Source organism: Anaerococcus rubeinfantis, from assembly GCF_001487145.1.
In the GTDB taxonomy this organism is placed as follows: Bacteria; Bacillota; Clostridia; order Tissierellales; family Peptoniphilaceae; genus Anaerococcus; species Anaerococcus rubeinfantis.
The window spans coordinates 1,303,477-1,325,039 of the sequence record NZ_LN913016.1 but is presented as its reverse complement, the minus strand read 5'-3'; the positions used below and the strand labels follow the sequence as shown (position 1 = coordinate 1,325,039).

Annotated in this window: 16 protein-coding genes; 10 read left to right on the top strand and 6 right to left on the bottom strand. The window is 29.3% G+C overall.

Features of this window, described 5'->3' with window-relative positions; genetic code table 11:
• The first annotated feature begins 11 nt into the window (after positions 1-11).
• The 3 genes from srtB to BN3265_RS07275 all read left to right on the top strand — a co-directional run bounded on the left by srtB (position 12) and on the right by BN3265_RS07275 (position 2,044).
• Positions 12-992 carry a class B sortase gene (srtB, locus tag BN3265_RS07285; RefSeq protein ID WP_058990934.1) on the top strand — a complete coding sequence of 327 codons (981 nt, stop codon included), beginning with the start codon at positions 12-14 and terminating at the stop codon, positions 990-992.
• A 5-nt stretch (positions 993-997) separates the two neighbouring features.
• Entirely contained in the window at positions 998-1,639 is a 642-nt protein-coding gene (locus BN3265_RS07280; RefSeq protein WP_058990933.1) for a Spy0128 family protein, read from the top strand.
• Positions 1,640-1,762: 123 nt separating this feature from the next.
• The gene (locus BN3265_RS07275) at positions 1,763-2,044 is read left to right on the top strand and encodes a DUF6506 family protein (RefSeq protein ID WP_058990932.1); all 282 of its coding nucleotides are present in this window, start codon (positions 1,763-1,765) and stop codon (positions 2,042-2,044) included.
• A gap of 396 nt (positions 2,045-2,440) precedes the next feature.
• Here BN3265_RS07275 and BN3265_RS07270 read toward each other — a convergent pair whose 3' ends face one another.
• Positions 2,441-3,769 carry a radical SAM/SPASM domain-containing protein gene (locus tag BN3265_RS07270; RefSeq protein ID WP_058990931.1) on the bottom strand — a complete coding sequence of 443 codons (1,329 nt, stop codon included), beginning with the start codon at positions 3,767-3,769 and terminating at the stop codon, positions 2,441-2,443.
• Between the two features lie 32 nt (positions 3,770-3,801).
• On the bottom strand, positions 3,802-4,380 hold the full coding sequence (locus BN3265_RS07265) for a TetR/AcrR family transcriptional regulator (RefSeq protein WP_058990930.1): 579 nt from the start codon (positions 4,378-4,380) through the stop codon (positions 3,802-3,804).
• 297 nt (positions 4,381-4,677) lie between these two features.
• On the opposite strand from BN3265_RS07265, the gene BN3265_RS07260 reads away from it, so the two are divergent.
• The 3 genes from BN3265_RS07260 (at position 4,678) to BN3265_RS07250 (ending at position 8,810) form a co-directional block, all read left to right on the top strand.
• Positions 4,678-6,369: a Na/Pi cotransporter family protein gene (locus BN3265_RS07260; RefSeq protein WP_058990929.1), complete on the top strand. Its 1,692-nt coding sequence runs from the start codon at positions 4,678-4,680 to the stop codon at positions 6,367-6,369.
• 91 nt (positions 6,370-6,460) lie between these two features.
• On the top strand, positions 6,461-7,186 hold the full coding sequence (locus BN3265_RS07255; protein ID WP_058990928.1) for an ABC transporter ATP-binding protein: 726 nt from the start codon (positions 6,461-6,463) through the stop codon (positions 7,184-7,186).
• On the top strand, positions 7,176-8,810 hold the full coding sequence (locus tag BN3265_RS07250) for a hypothetical protein (protein WP_058990927.1): 1,635 nt from the start codon (positions 7,176-7,178) through the stop codon (positions 8,808-8,810). Before BN3265_RS07255 ends, BN3265_RS07250 begins: the two co-directional genes overlap by 11 nt.
• 591 nt (positions 8,811-9,401) lie before the next feature.
• Here the strand turns inward: BN3265_RS07250 and BN3265_RS07245 are convergent.
• Entirely contained in the window at positions 9,402-10,253 is an 852-nt protein-coding gene (locus BN3265_RS07245) for an aggregation-promoting factor C-terminal-like domain-containing protein (protein WP_058990926.1), read from the bottom strand.
• Positions 10,254-10,504: 251 nt separating this feature from the next.
• Here BN3265_RS07245 and hydE point away from each other — a divergent pair, with 251 nt between their 5' ends.
• Positions 10,505-11,539 (top strand): [FeFe] hydrogenase H-cluster radical SAM maturase HydE, encoded by a 1,035-nt coding sequence (hydE, locus tag BN3265_RS07240; protein WP_058990924.1) that lies wholly within the window; start codon positions 10,505-10,507, stop codon positions 11,537-11,539.
• Between the two features lie 353 nt (positions 11,540-11,892).
• Here hydE and BN3265_RS07235 read toward each other — a convergent pair whose 3' ends face one another.
• The gene (locus BN3265_RS07235; RefSeq protein ID WP_058990922.1) at positions 11,893-12,687 is read right to left on the bottom strand and encodes a histidinol-phosphatase HisJ family protein; all 795 of its coding nucleotides are present in this window, start codon (positions 12,685-12,687) and stop codon (positions 11,893-11,895) included.
• A 134-nt stretch (positions 12,688-12,821) separates the two neighbouring features.
• Between BN3265_RS07235 and BN3265_RS07230 the strand changes: the two genes are divergently transcribed.
• The gene (locus BN3265_RS07230) at positions 12,822-14,087 is read left to right on the top strand and encodes a hypothetical protein (RefSeq protein WP_058990920.1); all 1,266 of its coding nucleotides are present in this window, start codon (positions 12,822-12,824) and stop codon (positions 14,085-14,087) included.
• Between the two features lie 230 nt (positions 14,088-14,317).
• Here BN3265_RS07230 and BN3265_RS07225 read toward each other — a convergent pair whose 3' ends face one another.
• The gene (locus BN3265_RS07225; RefSeq protein WP_058990918.1) at positions 14,318-16,246 is read right to left on the bottom strand and encodes a fructose-bisphosphatase class III; all 1,929 of its coding nucleotides are present in this window, start codon (positions 16,244-16,246) and stop codon (positions 14,318-14,320) included.
• Between the two features lie 43 nt (positions 16,247-16,289).
• Positions 16,290-16,967: a hypothetical protein gene (locus BN3265_RS09690; protein ID WP_058990916.1), complete on the bottom strand. Its 678-nt coding sequence runs from the start codon at positions 16,965-16,967 to the stop codon at positions 16,290-16,292.
• A gap of 113 nt (positions 16,968-17,080) precedes the next feature.
• On the opposite strand from BN3265_RS09690, the gene BN3265_RS07215 reads away from it, so the two are divergent.
• Together BN3265_RS07215 and rpoB are read left to right on the top strand one after the other, a co-directional pair.
• Positions 17,081-17,593 carry a nitroreductase family protein gene (locus BN3265_RS07215; protein WP_058990914.1) on the top strand — a complete coding sequence of 171 codons (513 nt, stop codon included), beginning with the start codon at positions 17,081-17,083 and terminating at the stop codon, positions 17,591-17,593.
• A gap of 257 nt (positions 17,594-17,850) precedes the next feature.
• On the top strand, positions 17,851-21,561 hold the full coding sequence (rpoB, locus tag BN3265_RS07210; protein WP_058990912.1) for a DNA-directed RNA polymerase subunit beta: 3,711 nt from the start codon (positions 17,851-17,853) through the stop codon (positions 21,559-21,561).
• Positions 21,562-21,563 lie beyond the last annotated feature (2 nt).

The window sequence follows — 21,563 nt, the reverse complement described above, 5'->3', positions numbered from 1 at the left end:
AGTTACTATTAATGAAAGATAAGAGAAAAAAAGAAAGTATAGATAGTTCGCAAATAAAAAGTGATAAAAAAATAATTCTAAATGATGAGCAAAAAAAGAAAATAAGAAGGATTAGAAAAGCATCCAGAACCTTGGATTATTTTATCCTAATCCTTTCTCTTCTTGCTATGTTTATAGGAATTTATGCTTTTTGGGATACTCATAAAGTTATGGAAATTGCTGATAGCGATTATTATGAAGTTTATAAACCTAATAGTGAGGACAATCTAACTTTCAATGATTTGAAAAAAAATAATCCAGATTTGATAGCTTGGATTGATATTTATGGAACAAATATTGATTATCCAGTTGTTCAAGGAAAAGATAATGATGAATATTTAAATAAAACAGTTCTTGGAAAGTTTTCTACGGCTGGATCAATTTTTTTGGATTCGTCAAATAGCAAAGATTTTTCTGATTATCAAAATATTATCTATGGACATTTTATGGCAGATAGAAAAATGTTTGGAGATTTGGAGCTTTTTGATGACAAGAAATTTTTTGAAAGTCACAAATATGGAAAACTCGACAGACTTGGCAAAAAAACTAAGGGGATAGAATTTTTTGCTTTAATAAAAACTGTTGGAGATGATCAAAAGATTTTAAATACTGCAAAAACTATAAAAGAAAATCCTGAGCTTATTGACTATATCTATAAAAATAGTAAATATTCTAGAAAAATAAATTTAAGTGAAAAAGAAAATATTGTTATTCTAGATACTTGCGATTTTTCTGTGACAAATGGTAGGTCAATTCTTGTGGGTAGGCTTACTGATAAGCTAGAAAAAAATATCTACAAGGAAAAAGAAAAAAAAGAAAATAAATTTGCTAAGCTAATTTCAAAATTTTATAAATTGAATCTTTTGATTATTTTAATTATAATATGGATTATTTTAGTTTTAATATATTTAATTTACCAAAACATTAGCCGAAAAAAAAAGAGAGGAGTCTAAGACGAATGTACAATAAAATAAGTATTAAGTTAAAAGCACTTTTTTGCTTTTCCTTAACTTTAGCTTTTCTCTCTGTGTTTTTTCTCTTTCAAACAAAAGTTTATGCTAAAGGCGTGGATTATTCTTTTGAGGTTGGACAAAATGTAAGTATAAATTCACCATATTCGAAACCTCAAGATAGTTTTGAATATATTTTAGATCCGATTTCAAAAGATGCTCCTTTGCCAGAGGCGAAAAATGGGACTTATAATTTTAGTCTAAAGGCAGATGAGAAAAAACAAATAAATATAGAATATCAAAAACCAGGTGAATACAAGTACAAATTATATCAAAATAAAACAGATATAAAAAATGTCACCCAAGATAAAGAGTTATATACTTTATTTGTAAAAATTATAGAAAAAGATGGGCAACTTGTAAAAGATGAAATCATGATTATAAACTCTTCAAACAAGAAAGTTGAAGAAATGAATTTTCACAATATTTACAAAATAAGAAGTCAAGAAAAAGCAAAAAATAAGAAAAAAATCAGTGCTGTTGTAGCAACTGGTATAAAAGAAAATTTTATTTTGTTAATCTTGATTATTCTAGTTGCAAGAAGGCTATTTATTTTAATTAATAATAGCAGAGATAAAGAAAAAGTATAAAATTAATAAGAATTTTGATGGGCTCTTGCAAAGTGTGATTTTCATACTTTTGTAAGAGTCCATTTTTTATTGATAAGCTGGTATAATATTTTAAACTTATTTAAAAAGCATTAAGGAGAAAAAATGAAATTTGTTTATATGATTATGGGGCCTTTTGATTCAAAGGTTGATAGGAAGGCTATTGGGAAAAATAATAATGCTGAAATTATTGGTGTTAAAAATCTTGAAGAGGCGAAAGAAATTTCTAAATCTTTAATTGGATATGCCGATGTGATTGAGCTTTGTGGGGCTTTTGGAAAAGAAGGGGCAAGGGAAATTATTGATGCAACTGATGGAAAAGTTCCTGTTGGTTTTGTAACTCATTTTGATTTTCAGGATGATTTGTTTGATGAATTATTTTCTTAATTTGATTTTTTTCAAATTTAATCTTTTTGTAAAATTAGAAAAGATAATATAAAAAAAGTGCCTACTGGCACTCAGAGTGTAGATAAAGTATGAATGTAGATAATATTTTATTTTAAAATAAAAATTAAGCTACGTACCATCTCGACTAGATAAATATGCCTTGATTTGGCATATTTATCCCTAAAACTAAATGCGAAAGCACGAAGAAGTTTGCGTATCAAACATGTTTTAGTGTGAGTTAAACGAACGCACGGAGAAATCTCATGAGATTTCTCGACTCACTACGTTCGCTCGAAATGGGCAAATTTTTAGTTTATCAACAGTCTGAGTGCCTTCTGGCACTTTTTTTAATTCTTATTTTTCAATAAGTCTTTGCTATCGATTTATTTTTTAGTTTTAATTATTCCACAATTCTTCTGCTACTGGTTTCCAATCTTCTGCATAGTCTTCGCATTTATCGCATAAATCGTCTACGTTTTCTTTTTCTAGTATATCTGTAGATTTTGCCATTGATTTTTTTACCATATCTCTTAATAAATTTGGATTTTCTAGCATTGGACATGGTCTTAACATATTTTCGTTAAATGGTTGTCCGTCGTGGTAGGCCATAAATAATGGTGATTGTAGACTTTCTACTAGGGTTTTTTCTTTTATATTTGAGTCTGAATAATGGATGAATACGCATGGTTCTAAATCGCCGTTTGCGTTTATGTGAAGGTAATTTCTTCCTCCTGCAATACATCCTCCGATATATTCTGCGTCATTTTGAAAATCTAGGAAAAATAGTGGTTTTGTTTTTCTAAATTTTCTTAGTTGGTGGTAGACGTGTTTTCTTTGGTCAGGTTTTGGTAAGAGTTCTTTGCCTGTACCTTTTCCTACTGGCATAAAGTGGAAGTACCAAGCAAACAAGGCTCCTCTTTCTATCATTTCGTCTACAAATTCTTCGCTAATTATTGACTCATAGTTTTGGGAAGTATAGCAACATGATATTCCAAATGGAAGTTTACTTTCTTTTAATAAATTCATTTTTTCTATAACTTTATTATAAACTCCGTCGCCTCTTCTTGCATCTGTTGTAAATTCTTCTCCTTCTACTGAGATTGCTGGAACTATATTTTTAAGTCTGAGCATTTCTTCGATAAAATCTTGGTCAATTAGGGTTGAATTTGTAAAAATTAAAAATTCGCAGTCATTGTGTTTTTCGCAAATTTTTAATATATCTTTTTTTCTTACGAGTGGTTCTCCACCTGTAAAAATGTAAAAATAGATTCCTATTTCTTTTCCTTGACGGATAATATCATCGATTTGTTCATAGGATAAATTCAAACTGTTTCCGTATTCTGCTGCCCAGCAACCCTTACATTTTAAATTGCAGGCTGTTGTAGGATCTAGAAGTATTGTCCAAGGAATATTACACTTATATTTTTCTCTACTTTCTTTTTTCAAATCTTCACTGAACAAGACTGAATTTAATAGAAAATTTATAATTGTTTTGTCGAACACTTCTGGATCTATTGTGTTTAGCATATTTAATATGTATTTATGGTAAACATCTTCTGGATCTTTTATTACTTTATCTATTGTTTCTATTTGTGTTCTATAATCATTTGGTGAAATTTTCTTTGCTAAATCTATTGCTTTTTTTAGATTTTTTTCTGGGTCCTTGTGGACATATTTTAAAGTTTTTTCTACTCCATATGTTTTGACTTTTTGGTTTAAATTCATAATTTCCTCCTTTAACTTAATAGTAAAATTTTTTAGCTTATAATCTTTTCTAATTGTGCATAGGATTTTTTTAATAATTCTATAAGCTCATCTTCTTTTTTAGGATCTGCATCGTACAATTTCACAGCTAATAAAATTGGTGAATAGAAGATGGTAGATAGAACTTTTAGGTCAGAAAATTTGCTTAGACTATAATAGTCTATAATTTCTTGCTGTTTGGTCATGGGATTTTCTATAAATTTTTCCACGTAACATTGCATGGCTTGTGGATTTTTGTACATTTCTATAGATAACATTTTCCTAACTTTTGAAACAAAGGAATCATGGAGTAGGTATTTGAAAATATCTATAGATAATTTTTCTATATTTAATGATGGATGACCATTTTTTATAATTTTGTAGCTATCTACATCATCTAATTCATTGTCAATCCTGATTACGGCATCTTTTATAATTGTGTCAAAAATAATTTTTTTTGATTTAAAATGTTTGTAAATTGAAGGGGCTTTGATTCCGACTTCTTTTGCAATATTTTCCATAGACACATCTGAATAACCGTATTTAGAAAATAAATCCAAAGATTTTGACAAAATTTTCTCTTTTGTATTCATGTTGCCTCCCAAGAAATATTTCTTAATTCTATTATAGGCTAATGGTCATTAGCTGTCAATTATTTATTGAAATTTTGGTTTTTAAAATGAAAAAAATCAAAAAATATTTCAAATTTTATTTGAAATTTCCTAAAACTTTCTTAAAATTTTTTATTAATTTTATTCATTTTATTTTCTTTTTATTGTGACTTAAATATTTGTTTTTCAATTGTTGTTTTGTATTTTTTATGATAATATTATATTTAGGTGAGATTTTTGTAAAATCTTTTTATCTTAAATAAATTATTTGGAGGAATTATGCAATTATCGAATTTATCGTCTTTGCAATGGAACCTGATTGCAGGTGGGCTTGCGATATTTCTATTTGGTATTAATTTGATGGGGGAAGCTCTTACAAATTTTGCTGGACCAAAGCTTAGGGGCTATGTTGAAAAATATACATCAAATCCTATCAAGGGAGTTTTAGTTGGAGTTGTTATTACTGGACTTATTCAATCATCATCAGCAACAACAGTTATAGCTATTTCTTTTGTTAGGGCAGGAGTAATGAGTCTTGAGCAAGCCATTGGTGTAATTTTGGGTGCCAATATTGGTACAACTGTTACTGCAGTTTTAATTGGTTTTAATTTAGATTATTTATCTTATTTTATTTGCCTTATCGGTGTTGTTGTTTTTTTATTTGCCAAAAAAAGAAAAGGAAAATATATTGGTGAAATCCTAATTGGTTTTGGACTTTTATTTATTGGTCTAAAAATGATGGGTGATAGCCTTGCTGAACTTAAAAATATTCCGGGTTTTGAAAAAGTTGTTACAGATCTTGGTCAAAATCCAATAATTGCTGTTTTGGTTGGAGCCTTGTTGACAGCTCTTATCCAATCTTCATCAGCTTTTATAGGAATTGTTCAATCCTTGTTTGCATCTGGAGCTATTGGACTTGATCTTTCTTTAGGATTTTTATTCGGAGCAAATATTGGAACTTGTATAACTGGAATTCTTGCATCTTTGGGAGGATCCTTATCTGCAAAAAGAACAAGTTTGTTCCATGTTTTATTTAATGTAATTGTTTCAGGGATTTTCTTAATTTTATTGGTGCCTTATGAAGGATTTATTTCCTTTGTTTCTGATAAATTTTCATTAAATCCAATGATGACTATAGCACTTGGACACTTTACTTTTAACTTTGTGGGTATGGTTATTTTTGTTCCAATTATAAAATATGTTTCAAATATTCTTCACAAAATCATTCCTGGAAAAGATTCAATCTTCTCCGATGTTTCAGACATTGAACTTGAAGAAAGTTTGATAAATACTTTCCCAGCTGCAGCTCTTGATCAAGCAAAAACTGCAATTATAAAAGAAAGTAAGATTGCCCTTGAAACTATAAAATCAACACAAAAATTTTTAAATACAAGAGACAAAAACGACCTATCCACAGCCAACCAAGCGGAAGCTTTGGTAAATGAAATGGATACAAAAATTCAAAAATATATACTAGATATTTCTAAATCAAATCTAGTAAGTGAGCTTGAAGAAGATATTCATAACTATTTACAAGTGCAAATAAATGTTGAAAGAGTTTCAGACCTTGCTCAAAATCTTGGAGAATATTTTGACGAGATTGATGAGGCGGGAGAATTTTATAATGAAGAAGCCTTGGCAGATTTGAATAAAATCTATGACCTAGTTATCAATAACTATGTAAATGCAATAGAGGTTTTCGAATCCGAAGATTCTTCACTTTATCGTACCTTAAAAGAAGATGAAGCAAACCTAGATTTACTAGAACAAAATCTAAGAAGGTCTCACTACAGAAGATTTACAGAAGGAGAGAAATTATCTACAGTTGCAAGTTCTGTTTTTGTTGATGTAGCATCAACAATAGAAAGAATCGGAGACCACGCCTTTAATATTGCTCGTCTTACAGTCGATCCTGTTAAAGTTCACGATGAATACGAAAAACAAATTGTAACCATTGAGGGTTCAAATTAAAATTTATAATTAATCTCATGGAATTTTCCGTGAGATTTTTTTATTTATTTTTTGGGTAAATATAAAATGAGTTTTTATACAAGGGGGTTTCATGCTAGAAGTCAAAAATTTTACAAAAAAATATAAAAACGGCAAGCTTGCTGTTGATAATATATCATTTACTGTAAATAATGGAGAAATATTTGGATTTTTGGGACCAAATGGGGCTGGAAAATCTACAACAATAAAGGCTATTGTTGGATTGATTAAAAAAAGTAAGGGGGAGATAAGTATTGATGGAATAAAACTTGAAGATGACCCACTTTTATACAAAAATAAATTCTCATATCTTGCAGACAATCCCGATTTATTTGATAAATTTACGGGAGTTGAATACATAAATTTTGTGGCAGATATTTATGGAATTGACGAAAAAACAAGGGATGAAAGGCTCAATACATATCTTGATTATTTTGATATAAGAGAGGCTATGGCTGATTTGATTTCTTCATTTTCTCATGGAATGAAGCAAAAACTTGCTATAATTTCATCCCTTATCCATGATCCAGACCTTTTGATTTTGGATGAACCAATGGTAGGTCTTGATCCAAAATCTTCTTTTAATCTTAAAAAAATAATGAGGGAGAGAAGGGATGATGGAAAAATGGTTTTCTTTTCAACCCATATTATGGAAGTTGCTGAAAATATTTGCGATAGAATTGCTATAATTTCTAAGGGAAAAATTGTAGCCCAAGGAAGGCTTGATGAGATTAGGAAAAATCTTAATGAAGATAAGTCCTTGGAAGAATTATTCTTGGAGCTTACAGATGAAAAATAAAAGACTAAAAAGACTTTTTATGAAAAATTTCAAGGAAGAAATTTCACAATATCTTCCAGGAACAAAAGTTTACGGACTTCCAAATGACTATACTCTAAGAATTTTATACTTGCTTTTAATCTATGGCTTTTATACCGCTCTTGGTCTTGGAACTTTCGCTTTTTTGGCTTTTACCTACTTGACAAAAAATGATGAATTTTCATATTTTACATCAGCATCATTAATAATAAGTGTGTTTGTGGTTATAGGCTCTGCTGTTGATTTAGTTTCAGATTATTCCAAAAGCAAGGACATAAATATTTTGATGACCATGCCAATCAAGGATGAAGAAATTTATTTATCGAAATTTTTGGCAATAATTTTATCAAAATTTGAAATTTTTTATTTTTATATTTTGATGATTGGAGTCTATTTATTTAATATGGGCTTTTCTTTTATAAGAATTTTGGGACAAATAATAAACGTTTTTCCAATTTTTGTAACATCAGTTGCAATTATTTCAATTCCTATAATGTTAATTATGAGATTTTCAAATATAAGAAATTACAAAACAACATTTAAATTTATAGGCTATGGATTTGCTTTGTTTGCTCTTGGTTTTATATATTTTTCAGCCTTTGCAAAAGATGGTAGATCAAATGGAATAATTGCAGATTTAATGAAAATATTTGTAAAACATTCAGGCAAGGCTTCGTTTTTGTTTTTTCATACAAGACTATACGGGAAAAGTTTGAGTGGAAATACACTAGATTTTTTATTGTATAGTGTTTTCCTATATTTATATACTTTAATAATTTTATTTATTCTTGCAAAGCTTGCATCAAAAATCTATCTTGATTCACTTACAGGAAATGAGCAGGTTAAAACTCACAAGAAAAATAAAAATATTTCCTACAAAAAATCATCAACCATATTGGCAATTTACAAAAAAGATTTCAAAACTATTATAAAAAGTCCAGTTTATCTTTTTCCAGTCCTATCATCAATAATAATGCTTACAATTTTGTGGGGATTTGGGTCAAGTGGACTTTTTGAACTAATAAAAGAGGTAAATCTTAAAAACAAAGAAATATATTTATTTATAATTTTGGGATCATTTGTCTTTAGATTTTTTGTATCAGCAAACGATATTGGAATAAATTCATCCCTGTCAAGAGAAGGGGAGAGCTTGTACCAAACTTTGACCCTACCAATAAGTCCAAAAGAAAATGTACTAGCAAGGGCTCTTTCTATAAATACAATAAATTTAATTATAAATTTATCACTTACAATTGTTTTAAGCCTAATTACAAAAATAAATATTTTGGCAAGTATTTCTATTTTTATAGGATTTAGCCTATCAAGTCTTATATCATCCTTACAAGGTTTATTAATGGACGCAAACACAATAAATATCCACTGGGAAAAAGAAAGAGACCTTACAAAAGGATCTTCACAAAATATTGGATACTATTTAGTAGAAGGATTTGTTCTAATAATAGTAGGAGCCATAACCTTTATAATTTACCAATTTACAAATATTTATTTTGGATTTTTATTTGTAATAGGCTTAATTATTCTTACAATAATATTTTTGTACAAAAAAGTAATAAAAAAATACCAAGAAGGATTTTTTGACCTATAAAAACAAATAAAACAAATAAACCCATCTCAAGTACAGTCAAGAGAACTCTTACTACACTAAGAGTGTAATAAATAAAATTTGAAAAATAAAAAATAATTGCTGATTAATTAAATTAAAAAAATGAAAAACCAAACCGAAGTAAAACCCATCTCGAGCAGATAAATATGCCTTGATTTGGCATATTTATCCCTAAAAATAGTGCAGATTTATAACCGTTGATTTCGGTTATAAATCCTGAAAACTAGTGCGAGAGCACGGAAGAATTTATGTAGTAAATGAGTTTTCATAAGCACGAAAAAAATTTGCGAAGCAAACGGGTTTTAGTGTCGAGAAATCTCCTTATTACACTTAGTTTGTAATAAATAAAATTAGAAAAATAAAAAAAGATTAGTTCATTTATTAAATCAAAAACATAAATCAAACCGAAGCTAAACCCATCTCGAGCGAAGTCGAGAGATCTCATTATTACACTAGCCTGTGATTTAATAAAATCTTGAAATAAATTAAAAAATATTTCTTTTAAAATTATTTTCCAACAAAAAAACTTCAAGCAATTACGCTTGAAGTTTTAAATTTATAAATTATTTAATTTTAGTACCAACCATTGTTGTTCCAAAATGCAAGTGCATTGTCCCATGAACCATATCTTTGAGCTACATATTGATCAGCAACTCTTTCTTGGTTAGCTGGTGAATAATCTCCGTTTAAGTAAGCTGATGATAATTGATATTTTCCGATATATTGACCATTTCTAGCATTGTATGATCCACCAGATTCTCTTTGAGCTATAATTTGTTTAGCTGATGAATTATTAGCTGTGTATGATTGAGCTGGAGCTTGGTAAGTTTGTGCTGGTTGTTGGTAAGTTTGAGCAGGTGCTTGATAAGTTTGAGCTGGAGCTTGTGTTTGTGTATCTTGAGCAGGTGCTTGAGCTACTTGTTGATTAGTACTTGCAACTTGACCCATAGCATTATTTACAATGTGTTGAGAAAGATCTAAAAGATTGCTGTAAACATATCCTTCTTTTCCTTCAAAAGAAACTTTAACGAATCCATTGTTAGCTATAGCTTTAACTTCAACAACATTTCCTGCTTGAAGTACTTGATAAATTTCAGAATTTAAATTGTCAGCTTTTCTAAAGTTAGCTGGACTTACAACTTTAACTTCTTCAGTTATATTAAATAAATCTCCATAAACAAAAGCTTCTTTTCCGTTAAAATTAATTTTTAACCATCCATTATTGTTTTCTATAACTTCGTAAGCTTTATTGTTGTGGATTCCCCCGATAATATTTGAATCTGTACCAGCAGTTTCCCTAACATTAACTCCCATTGCTACATTTTCATTTTTAACTGCAACAGCAGCTTCTGATTTGTTTGATGCTGTGAAAATTGTTGGTAGTACGATTGCCGCTGCTAGAGCGTATTTTTTAAAATTTGTCATAATGATTACTCCTTTTATGTAATTTTTTAATTTATTGTAACTATTAACTAGTTATTTCCTTTTAATTTATTTCTATTTCGTAACAATAGTTACAAAATATTTACAACTCGTTTTTACAAGCATTATAATATCTAATGATTATGTAGAAATTATGTAGAAATAATAAAATTAATATTTTTTTAAAATTTCTAAATTTTTCTTATATTATGTTTTTTGTTATAATGGATAAATACGAAAAGGAGTGGATTATAATGGGATTTGTAAAAGCTGAAAATTTTTCTGATAGAGAACTTTTAAAATTTTTAAAAGACGACACATATAATGAATATTTGGCGAAAAAAGCTGATTCTGTAAGGCAAGAAATTTATGGAAAAGATGTTTTTGTCAGAGGACTTATTGAATTTACAAATTATTGCAAAAATGATTGTTACTATTGTGGGATAAGAAAATCAAATTCAAATGTCAAAAGGTACAGGCTTTCTTTTGATGAAATTATTATGTGTGCAAAAATTGGTTACAAATTAGGTTACAGAACTTTTGTTCTCCAAGGCGGGGAAGATTTAACTTTTAAAGATGAAGATATTTGTAAAATTGTAAAAGAAATTAAAAGAATTCATCCGGATTGTGCCATTACCTTGTCTATTGGAGAAAGATCAAAAAAATCTTACAAGTCATTTTTTGAAGCTGGAGCCGATAGGTTTTTATTAAGAGAAGAAACTTCAAACAAAGATCATTATTATAAAATTCATCCTAAAGAAATGTCATTTGAAAATAGAAGAAAGGCTCTTTTTGATTTAAAAGAAATTGGCTTTCAAGTTGGGGGAGGCTTTATGGTGGGATCTCCTTTCCAAACAGATGAAGATTTAATTTCAGATTTAAGATTTTTACAAAAATTAAAACCTGATATGATAGGAATCGGTCCATATTTATCCCAACACGATACTCCATTTAAAAATATGGAAAATGGATCCTACAAAAAAACTTTAAGACTGGTTTCTATTTTAAGATTAATGTTTCCATATTCTTTGATACCAGCAACAACGGCTCTTGGAACAATAAATCCTTTTGGTAGGGAAGAAGGCTTAAAGGCAGGAGCAAATGTCCTAATGCCAAATTTGTCCCCAACATCTTATAGGGAGCTTTATTCTTTATATGATAATAAAATTTGCACAGGAGATGAGGCTGCTGAATGCAGAAATTGTTTGGAACTTAGAATAAAAAAAGCAGGCTACAATATAGTAACCCACAGGGGAGATGTGTCTGAGTATAAAAAAATGTATGAATAAAGGCTTTTTTGAGCACGGAGCGTATACAAATTCTCAAGCACGAATATCTAACTCCAAAAATTGGTGATTTCTAAATTTTAAAATTCTAAAATCGCAAACTCGCTAACGCGATGACAGATAAATAGCTTAAAATTGTGCCAGTGGCACGATTTTAATATTTATCCCTCGCAATAAAACGAAGAGTTACAATTTAATTGAATTTAAGTTATTTAATAAATAATTATAGATTTAAATTTTAGAGTGCGATTTTTGACGAATTTTTAAATTTGAAATCAAATCAATTTTTTCCTTATGATATTCTTAGCATGAGAATTTATATACCTTTTCTTCAATTTGAAGCTCTTTGTGAGCCTTTAAATTTCTATAATTTTTTCTTTTTTATTTTCAAAATATGAAATGTGGTCAAAGCCGATCTCTTTTAAGTGTTTTATTCCTTCATCAATTTTATAGGAAATTGTGTCTGGGAAATGGGAATCTGAGCCTAGGGTTAGAGTTTTTCCTCCCAAATTTTTATATTTTTCTAATAATTTATCTTTTGGGTTGGCATGTGTTAAATTATTTCTAAATCCTGCTGTATTATATTCAAAACCTCTTTTTGTTTTTATTAATTCTTTTAAAATTTCATCAACTAAATCTTCATAAAATGAAAAATCTGGTATTACTGATTTATCTTCAATGTACCTGTCGATATAGTCAATATGACCCAAAACTGAGAAATTTTTGCAGGATCTTACAGAATCTAGCATATATTGGTAATATTTTCTATAATAATATTTTGGATTTTTTTCTATATTTTTTCTATTTGACCAAACATCTTCAAATTCTACCGCGTGAATCGAGCCTATTACAAAATCAAAAGGATTTTCTTCAATAAATTTATTTATTTTATCTGCATTTTCATAGGCTATACCTACTTCAATTCCTGCTAAAATTTTTATTTGATCTTTATATTTTTCTCTAAGCTTATATATAGTAGAAAAATATTTTTCAAGGTCAAAGGAGATGTCTCTAGAATTTTGGCAAAAATTATCCATGTGGTCTGTAAAGGCCATTATTTTTATACCATTTTTTATGGCTGATTTTATATTTTCTTCTGGATTTGTGCTTGAATCAAAAGAAAAATCTGAGTGTAAATGTAAGTCTTGCATATTATTCCTTTCTTTTTTATTCTTTCTTCATATATGATAACATATATTTTCTTTAAGATAAATTTGATAAAAACTACAATTTTTTTAAAAATTTTGATATAATAATTATTGAAGTTAAACAGGAGAGAGAAATTATGAAAAAAAATAGTAAAATTTTAATTTTGGGACTTGGTTTATCTTTGGCGTTTGCCCCAATTAATAGCCTAGTTTCAAGTAATATTAATATAGCATATGCTGAACCAGCTGTAGATGAAAATGAAGATAAAGAATTAAGTCCAGAGGAAGTTATAAAAAAAGCTAATGACTTTTTGGAATCTGATGCTTTCAAAGCATTATCAGAAGATGATAAAAAAAGTTATAAAAAATTAATTAAGGATTTAAATACTGAATATTCAGAAGATAGAAAAGATGATATTTTAAATTCTATTAAAAATATTGAATTATCTCATATAAAAAAACAATATGAAGATTTAAAAGAAGAAGTTTTAAACTTAAAGGCAGATTCTTTGTCTGATGATTTAAAAAAAGAACTTGAAGATTACAAAGATTCAGATGAATCTTATAAAACTTATGAAGATTATAAAGAACAAATAGATAATCTTGAAAATACTAAATTAAATATTGAAAATTATAACAAAAAACTAGAAGAATTTAAAAAGGTTTTAAAAGAAGGTCTAGATAAAAATAAAAACTCTGGTCTTGATTTAAAAGCTGAAAAAGAAGTTTTAGATAATGAAAAATCAAATCTTAATGATATAGAAAATGCAATTAAAAGTTTGAATGAAAAAGTTGAAGCTCATAATGCAAAAGTAGAAGAGGAAAATAGACAAGCTAATCTTAAAACTTTAGAAGAAATTATTGATCAAGAAAAAGAAATAAAAAAAGCTATTTATTATAAAAAATCTAGTGAAAATTTAAAAGATAAATTTAACCAAAGTCTTGAGTCTATAAAATCAGCTTACAATAAACTTAATAATAAGGAAAAAGTTAATAATGTAGATGCTTTGGTTAATGCTTATAATTTAGCTTATAAGAATTTAGATGGAAATGAATTTGAAAATAAATACAATGAACTTAAACAATACTTTGAAAAAAATAAAAATAAGTTATCAAAGGAAAATCAAGAAAAATTTGCAGAATCTATAAATGAATTGCCTGATAAGGAAGATTCTAATTTAGAAAGTATTAAAAAATTAAAAGCTGAAATTAATAATGCATTTAAAAGCAATCCAACACCACCGACTCCAAGTCGAATTGCAGTTAAAAAACAACCTGCCACAAAGAAAAGCCGTTCCTTTGTAAGAACAGGAGTAAAATCTGTAGGAATTGTTCTTGTAGTTTTAATCCTTTCAGGAATTGCATATTTCTTTGCAACAAAGAAAAGTAAAAATAATAAATAATAAAGAAAAATCTTCAAGCAAAACTTGAAGATTAGACTGTTGAAAAACTAAAAAAATTCCCATTTCGACCGAGTGCAACGAGCGGAGAAATCTCATGAGATCTCTCCATGCGTTCGTTTTACTCACTTAGTCGAGATGGGTTTTAGCGTAATTTTATTTTTAAAGCATTAATGAATTATTAAACTGACTTTGTCTAAAGTCTGATCTTCAAGCAAAACTTGAAGATTTTTTTATTTGTTTGAAATATTTTTACCATTATCAATGAGATTAAGAGTTTCTTTTAAAACTTCTATTCTCGTTCTAATTGTTTCTCCCTCGTCTGTATCTTTTATTAGCATTCTTGGAATGAGTTTTTCGGTTTCATAAATTTTTGGGGTGTAGGCACCCATATTATCTCTGATATGAGAATAAGAAACGTGCTCGGCAAGGGCAACGTGGTGGGAATTATACATCAAAGTGTAGCCTGCAATGCCTGTCTTTTTTTGGTAGGGTTTAGAAATTCCGCCGTCAATTACATACAATTTTCCGTTTGCTCTTACGGGTTTTTTGCCCTCTTTGACCCTAACTGGGACATGACCGTTTATGATTCTTCTTCTTTCGCATTTTAAATCAAATTCATCTAAAATTTTATCGCAAATTTCTTCTTTTTTGTTTAAATCATAATAAGCATTCATTTTTTCATATTTTAAATTTTTATCGTCTACTAATAAATTTTCAAAATACGAATATTGACTTTTGCCAAAAATTGGAGATTTTTTGCCACAAACTAAATACCAACATATATCTTGGGCAAATTCTTTTTTCTTTGGATCTTTTGAAAAATAAGCATCTCTTGCAAGTTTATCAAAAATATCTAGCATGGCACGACCCTTGTAGGATTTGCCATTTATTTTCACTTCTTGGAAATTTCCATCCTCATCCATTGGAATACAACCGTGAAATAGGAGAGACCCGTTAGATTTTTTGTACATTGAACCATTTGTATACATGAATTTAATGTGCTTATTTAAAAGAAGATTTTTTGAAAATTCCTTTTGGAGGGTATCGATAATAAATTCTTCTTCGTAGGTTAATTTGCTAGGATCTTTTGGGTCTATAGTTGGGAAATTTGTGTCAAGGAGTTTGGCATTTTTGTAAGTCATATCATCAAAGTTAATATGTTTTAATGAATTCCTATCATCCATATTAAATTCTGGATTTCTTTCAAGAAGCAAGCTATCTAATTTAAACCTAATTACACTCATTGCCTTAAACATTTTTGCAGCAACATCCTTATTGACCTTATCGTAAATATTTTCTTCAAAAATTTTTGGCATAAATCTCTCACAAGGATCATCCCTATAAGTTTTCATAGAAAATTCATAAAGAGGTCTTAAATTTATCCCGTAACCTTCTTCAAGAAAGTCAAAATTATTGTAGGAAAAAGCATTACAAAGGCAAGCTGCAATCAAAGCCTTATTTCCACTGACAGCTCCCATCCAGGCAAGATCGTGATTTCCCCATTGAATATCAACATTTGGAAAAGCAATCAACTCATCCATAATAACATGAGGTTCAGGACCTCTGTCGTAAATATCCCCAACTATGTGGAGGCTATCAACAGAAATTCTTTGAATTAGAGAAGATAAAACTATAATAAAATCATCGGCAGCCTTATATCTAATGATATTTTCGATTATTTTTTCATAATAAAGTTTTTTATTAAATTCAGAATCATTGGTATACAAAAGTTCATCGATAATTTCCTTGTAATTTGTAGGAAATTTTTCTTTTACCGTATCTTTTGGATATTTGGTTGAAACAAATCTAAACAAGTTTACAAGTCTGTGAATGTTGATTGTATACCAATCATCATCAATAATATTTTCTTCCTTTAATCTTACAAGCTCCATTTCAGGATTATAAATCAAACTTGCAAGATCATCTTGGTCTTTTTTAATAAGAGTATCGCCAAAATATTGGCTGGTTTTATCCCTAATGTTTCCAGCAGCTGATCTTAATAAATGAATAAAAGCCTTAGCCTCACCGTGAAGGTCAGAAAAAAAGTACTCGGTTCCTTTTGGAAGATATAATTTTGCGTTTAAACCAATTAATTCATCAACCAAATGAGTCCTACTTGGATAATTTTCTCTAAGAAGATTTAAATATTTTTCGTTCATAAAAACCCTTTCATAATAATTTCAAAAAAAAGTAAGGCTAGGCTTACTTTTCTCTCGTATCTTTTTCATTAAATTTTACTTGTTCTTTTTCACTATCTTGATCTAAATTTGATTTATCTGTATCTTTAGACTCATCGCTATTATTAACTTCTATAATTTCAATATCATCATTAGATTTATCATCTTCCATATTTTCATTAATGGTAGCTTCATCATCAATTACTTTTTCATTTTCGTCTTCAATATTTTTTTGATTTTCTAAATCATGAAAAGAAACAATATTTTCAGAAGAGTTTTCTTCTTCATAATACACTTTACTTTTTTCCTTTAGTGCGAGCATTGAGCCAATGATTAAAATTGCATTAAAAACATAAGCAAGTATAAAAATCTTATCTCTCAAAAAAACATGCCCTATAATAGAAAGAAAAATAAAGAAAAATCCTGTAAAAATATTAAATAAAAAATATTCTCCGTTTTTAATTGATTTAAAAATCTTTCTGTCTATTGATGCAATTAATATAAAAAGTAAAAATAGCATCACAAATAAAATAGGCTTAATTATAGAAAGAGATATATTGGAAAAACCCAACAAATCAAAAATAGCAAAAACATACTTCCCATCAACGAACATGGAAAATAAACTTGCCAAAAAAAGAGCCAAGCTTAAAAATAAATAATAAATTGCTCCCAAACTTAAAAAAAACTTACTGATTTTTTTCATCAAATCCTCCTATTTAAATTAATTATACCACAAGGGTATGAAATATAGTCAATTATAAAAAATATTTTTGATAAAATTATTTATAGTATAATAAAGAAAAGAAGGGAGATATTATGGAATTTGATAAAGTGATAGACAAAAGAGTATCGACAAGAAAATTTTTAGATAAAAAAATTGAAAGAGAAAATTTGGAAAAAATTGTAAAAGCAGGAACAAAGGCACCAGTTGGAAGAAGCTTATATGAAAATATGGCTATAACTGTGATTACAAACAAGGATTTTATAAAAGAAATTTTAGAAGAAGCAAGAGAAATTGTAAATGATCCAAAAGCAAATCCAATTTATTCAGCTCCATATTTAATAATAATTTCAGCCAAAGATGGACATGTTACAAGACTTGAAGATACAGCTTGTATAATTGAAAATATGTCCCTAAAAGCAACTGACCTTGAAATAGGATCTTGCTATATAAGAGGAATGTTCGAAAGATTTGATAAAAATGCGAAATTTATAAAAAAATTAAATCTTGAAGAAAATTTCTACCCAGTTCATGGTCTTATCTTAGGATATGCTATAGAAGAATTAAAAGGAAAAAATCACCAAATAAAAACAAATTATATAGACTAAGATTATTTGACAAAGTCATAAAAAAATATATAGTAAGTAAAAAATTCTATAGAGATAAAAATAATTTTTAAAAATCTCCTAAATTATTTGACACTTACTAGCATGGAGTGATATAATAAACAATTGCTAGAATTCTAATTTAGCGAGATTTTTTATTTATGTAAAAAAGGCTTATTTTAATTAAAAAAAGCCCCAAAATACATAAAAGGTCATAAGCAAAGTTTTAGGCTTAAAGCAAGATAAAGGAGTAATTTATAGTGCAATATCATAAAGAGTTATTTGGTAAAACTGAACGTGTTAGCTTTTCTAAATTTCCTCAAGTTCTTGACTTGCCAAACCTATTAAAAGTTCAAAAAGATTCTTATAGGTGGTTTGTCGAAGAAGGCTTGGGAGAAATCTTGGAAGATATTTCCCCAATTGAAGATTATAATGGCAATTTAATACTTGAATTTGTCGGATATGATTTTGATGATCAAACAAAATATACAATAGAAGAAGCAAAATACAAAGATACAACATATTCTAGAGACCTTAAAGTTAAGGCTAGACTTATTAACAAGGAAACTGAAGAAGTAAAAGAACAAGAAGTATTTATGGGAGATTTCCCAATGATGACAGATTCAGCAACCTTTGTAATAAACGGTGCAGAAAGAGTTATTGTAAGTCAGCTTGTAAGAAGTCCTGGAGTTTATTACGCATCAGAGCTTGATAAATCAGGAAACAAAATGTATTCTTCAACAGTTATACCTAACAGAGGAGCATGGATAGAATTTGATACGGATGCATCTCATACAGTAAATGTTAGACTTGATCGTACAAGAAAACTTCCAGCTACAACTCTTGTAAGAGCTTTACTTTTTGAAAACGACGAAGAAATAATAGAAGCCTTAGGTGATACAGAACATTTAAGAAATACCCTAGAAAAAGAAAATTCAGAAACAAGCGAAGAAGCTTTAATAGAAATTTATAAAAAATTAAAGCCGGGTGATCCTGCCAGTCTTGAATCTGCACAAAATTTAATAAATAATCTTTTATTCGACGATAGAAGATATGACCTTGCTAAAGTAGGAAGATACAAATACAACAAAAAATTAGCCTTACACAACAGAATTATAGATCAAATTTCTGCAAAAGACGTAGTAAGTGATGAAACAGGCGAGCTTTTTGTAAAAGCTGGAGAAATGATAGATAGATCTACTGCTATTAATATAGAAAACAGTGGAATTAATGTTGTAGATATAATTGTAAAACAAGAAGACGGTGAAGACAAAGAATTAAGAATTTGTGGAAACCACTTTGTGTATCTTGATGCTTTTGAAGAATTAGAAGAATTTGATCTTGGAGATCTTGAATTATCAGAAAAAGTATATTATCCAGTAATGAGAGAAATACTAGATGAAAATGAAGATAAAGAATCAATTTTAAATGAAATTGAAAGAAGAAAGAAAGAACTTTGTCCAAAAAATATAGTAAAATCTGATATTCTTGCTGCAGTAAATTATCAATTTAACCTTTTCGAAGGAATTGGAGATGTTGACGACATCGACCACTTAGGAAATAGAAGAGTTAGGGGCGTTGGAGAATTATTACAAAATCAATTTAGAATTGGTCTTGCAAGAATGGAAAGAGTTGTAAGAGAAAGAATGACAACTCAAGATCCTGACCTTGCAACTCCTCAAGGACTTATAAATATAAAACCAGTTACAGCAGTAATAAAAGAATTTTTCGGATCCAGTCAGCTTTCACAATTTATGGATCAAACAAATCCAATGAGTGAGCTAACTCACAAAAGAAGATTATCAGCACTAGGACCAGGTGGACTTTCAAGAGATAGGGCAGGAGTAGAAGTAAGGGACGTTCATGATTCCCACTATGGAAGAATTTGTCCAATAGAAACTCCAGAAGGACCAAACATTGGTCTAATCACATCTCTTACAACTTATGCAAGAATAAATAAATATGGATTTATAGAAACACCTTACAGAAAAGTTGGAAAAGATGGCCACGTAACAGACGAAATAGATTATTTAACAGCAGATGTTGAAGATAATTTCATAATTGCCCAAGCCAACGAACCACTTGATGAGAACAATAGATTTATAAATGATCGTGTATCAGGTCGTGGTATTAATGGTGAGAATGATATTTATCCAAGAGAAACTGTAGAATATATGGACGTTTCTCCTCAACAAATCGTATCAGTTGGAGCAAGTTTAATTCCTTTCCTAGAAAACGACGATTCAACTCGTGCTCTAATGGGTGCCAACATGCAAAGACAAGCAGTTCCACTTTTAAAATCCCAAGCACCAATAATTGCTACGGGAATTGAACACAGGGCTGCAAAAGATTCAGGAGTCTGTGTAATAAGCAAAAACGCTGGAGAAGTTGTTTATGTTGGAGATGAAAAAATCAGAATTAAAAGAGATTCTGATGGAGAAATTGATTATTATAGGCTTCTTAAATTTAGACGTGCAAACCAAGGAACAACAATTAACCAAAGACCAATTGTAAAACTTGGAGAACATGTTGAGGCAAACGAAATAATCGCAGATGGTCCTTCAACAGAACAAGGTGAGCTTGCCCTTGGTAAAAATATCCTTATAGCCTTTACAACATGGGAAGGATACAACTACGAAGATGCTATGCTTTTAAATGAGCAATTAGTTATGGATGATGTTTTAACATCAGTTCATATAGAAGAACATGAATGCGAAGCTCGTGAGACAAAACTTGGCGCTGAAGAAATAACAAAAGATATTCCAAATGTTGGTGACGACATGAAGAAAAATCTTGACGAAAATGGAGTTATAAGAATCGGTGCTGAAGTTAAAAGTGGCGATATCTTGGTAGGAAAAGTTTCACCAAAAGGAGAAACTGAATTATCTCCAGAAGAAAGATTATTAAGAGCAATCTTTGGAGAAAAAGCTCGTGAAGTTCGTGATACATCACTTACAGTTCCACACGGAGAAAGTGGTATTGTAGTTGATGTTAAAGAATACAACAAAAAAGATGGAGACGAATTATCTCCAGGTGTAAATAAAGTTATTAGAGTTTTTGTAGCAACCAAAAGAAAAATTATGGTTGGAGATAAAATGTGTGGTAGACACGGTAACAAGGGTGTCGTTTCAAGAATTATGCCAAGAGAAGATATGCCTTTCTTACCAGACGGAACTCCAATTCAAATTTGCTTGAACCCATTAGGTATTCCTTCACGTATGAATATCGGACAAGTTTTGGAAGTTCACATGGGTCTTGCTGCAAGAACTATGGGATGGAAGATTGCTACACCAGTATTTGATGGTGCTTTGGATACAGAAATAGAAGAAGCTCTTGAACAAGCTCAAAAAACAGCTCCATATGTAAATAAAACAGGAAAAATCAGACTTCGTGATGGTAGAACCGGAGAAGAATTTGATAACCCAGTTACAGTTGGAGTAATGTATATGCTAAAACTTCACCACATGGTTGAAGAAAAAATTCACGCTAGAAGTATTGGACCTTACTCACTTGTAACCCAACAACCTTTAGGTGGAAAGGCACAATTCGGTGGACAAAGATTTGGAGAAATGGAAGTTTGGGCCCTAGAAGCATACGGTGCAAGTCATACTCTTCAAGAAATGCTAACTGTAAAATCTGATGATGTTACAGGTAGAGTTAAGACTTACGAATCTATTGTTAAGGGAGAAAATGTTCCAGAACCAGGTACACCAGAATCTTTCAAAGTATTGGTAAAAGAATTACAATCTCTAGCCCTAGATGTTGAACTTCTAGATGAAGATGGAAATGTAATTGAAATTAAAGAAAATATAGATGAACAAGATAAGTTCTCAGAAGTTGAAAAGATTGATGCATCAAAAATCAGAAGTCAATCCAAAAAACTTAGTGGAGCAAATCTATCAAAAAAAGAAGATGAAAAAGTAGAATCTACAGAATCTACAAGTAAAGAAATAGAAGAGCTAGAAGATTAAGG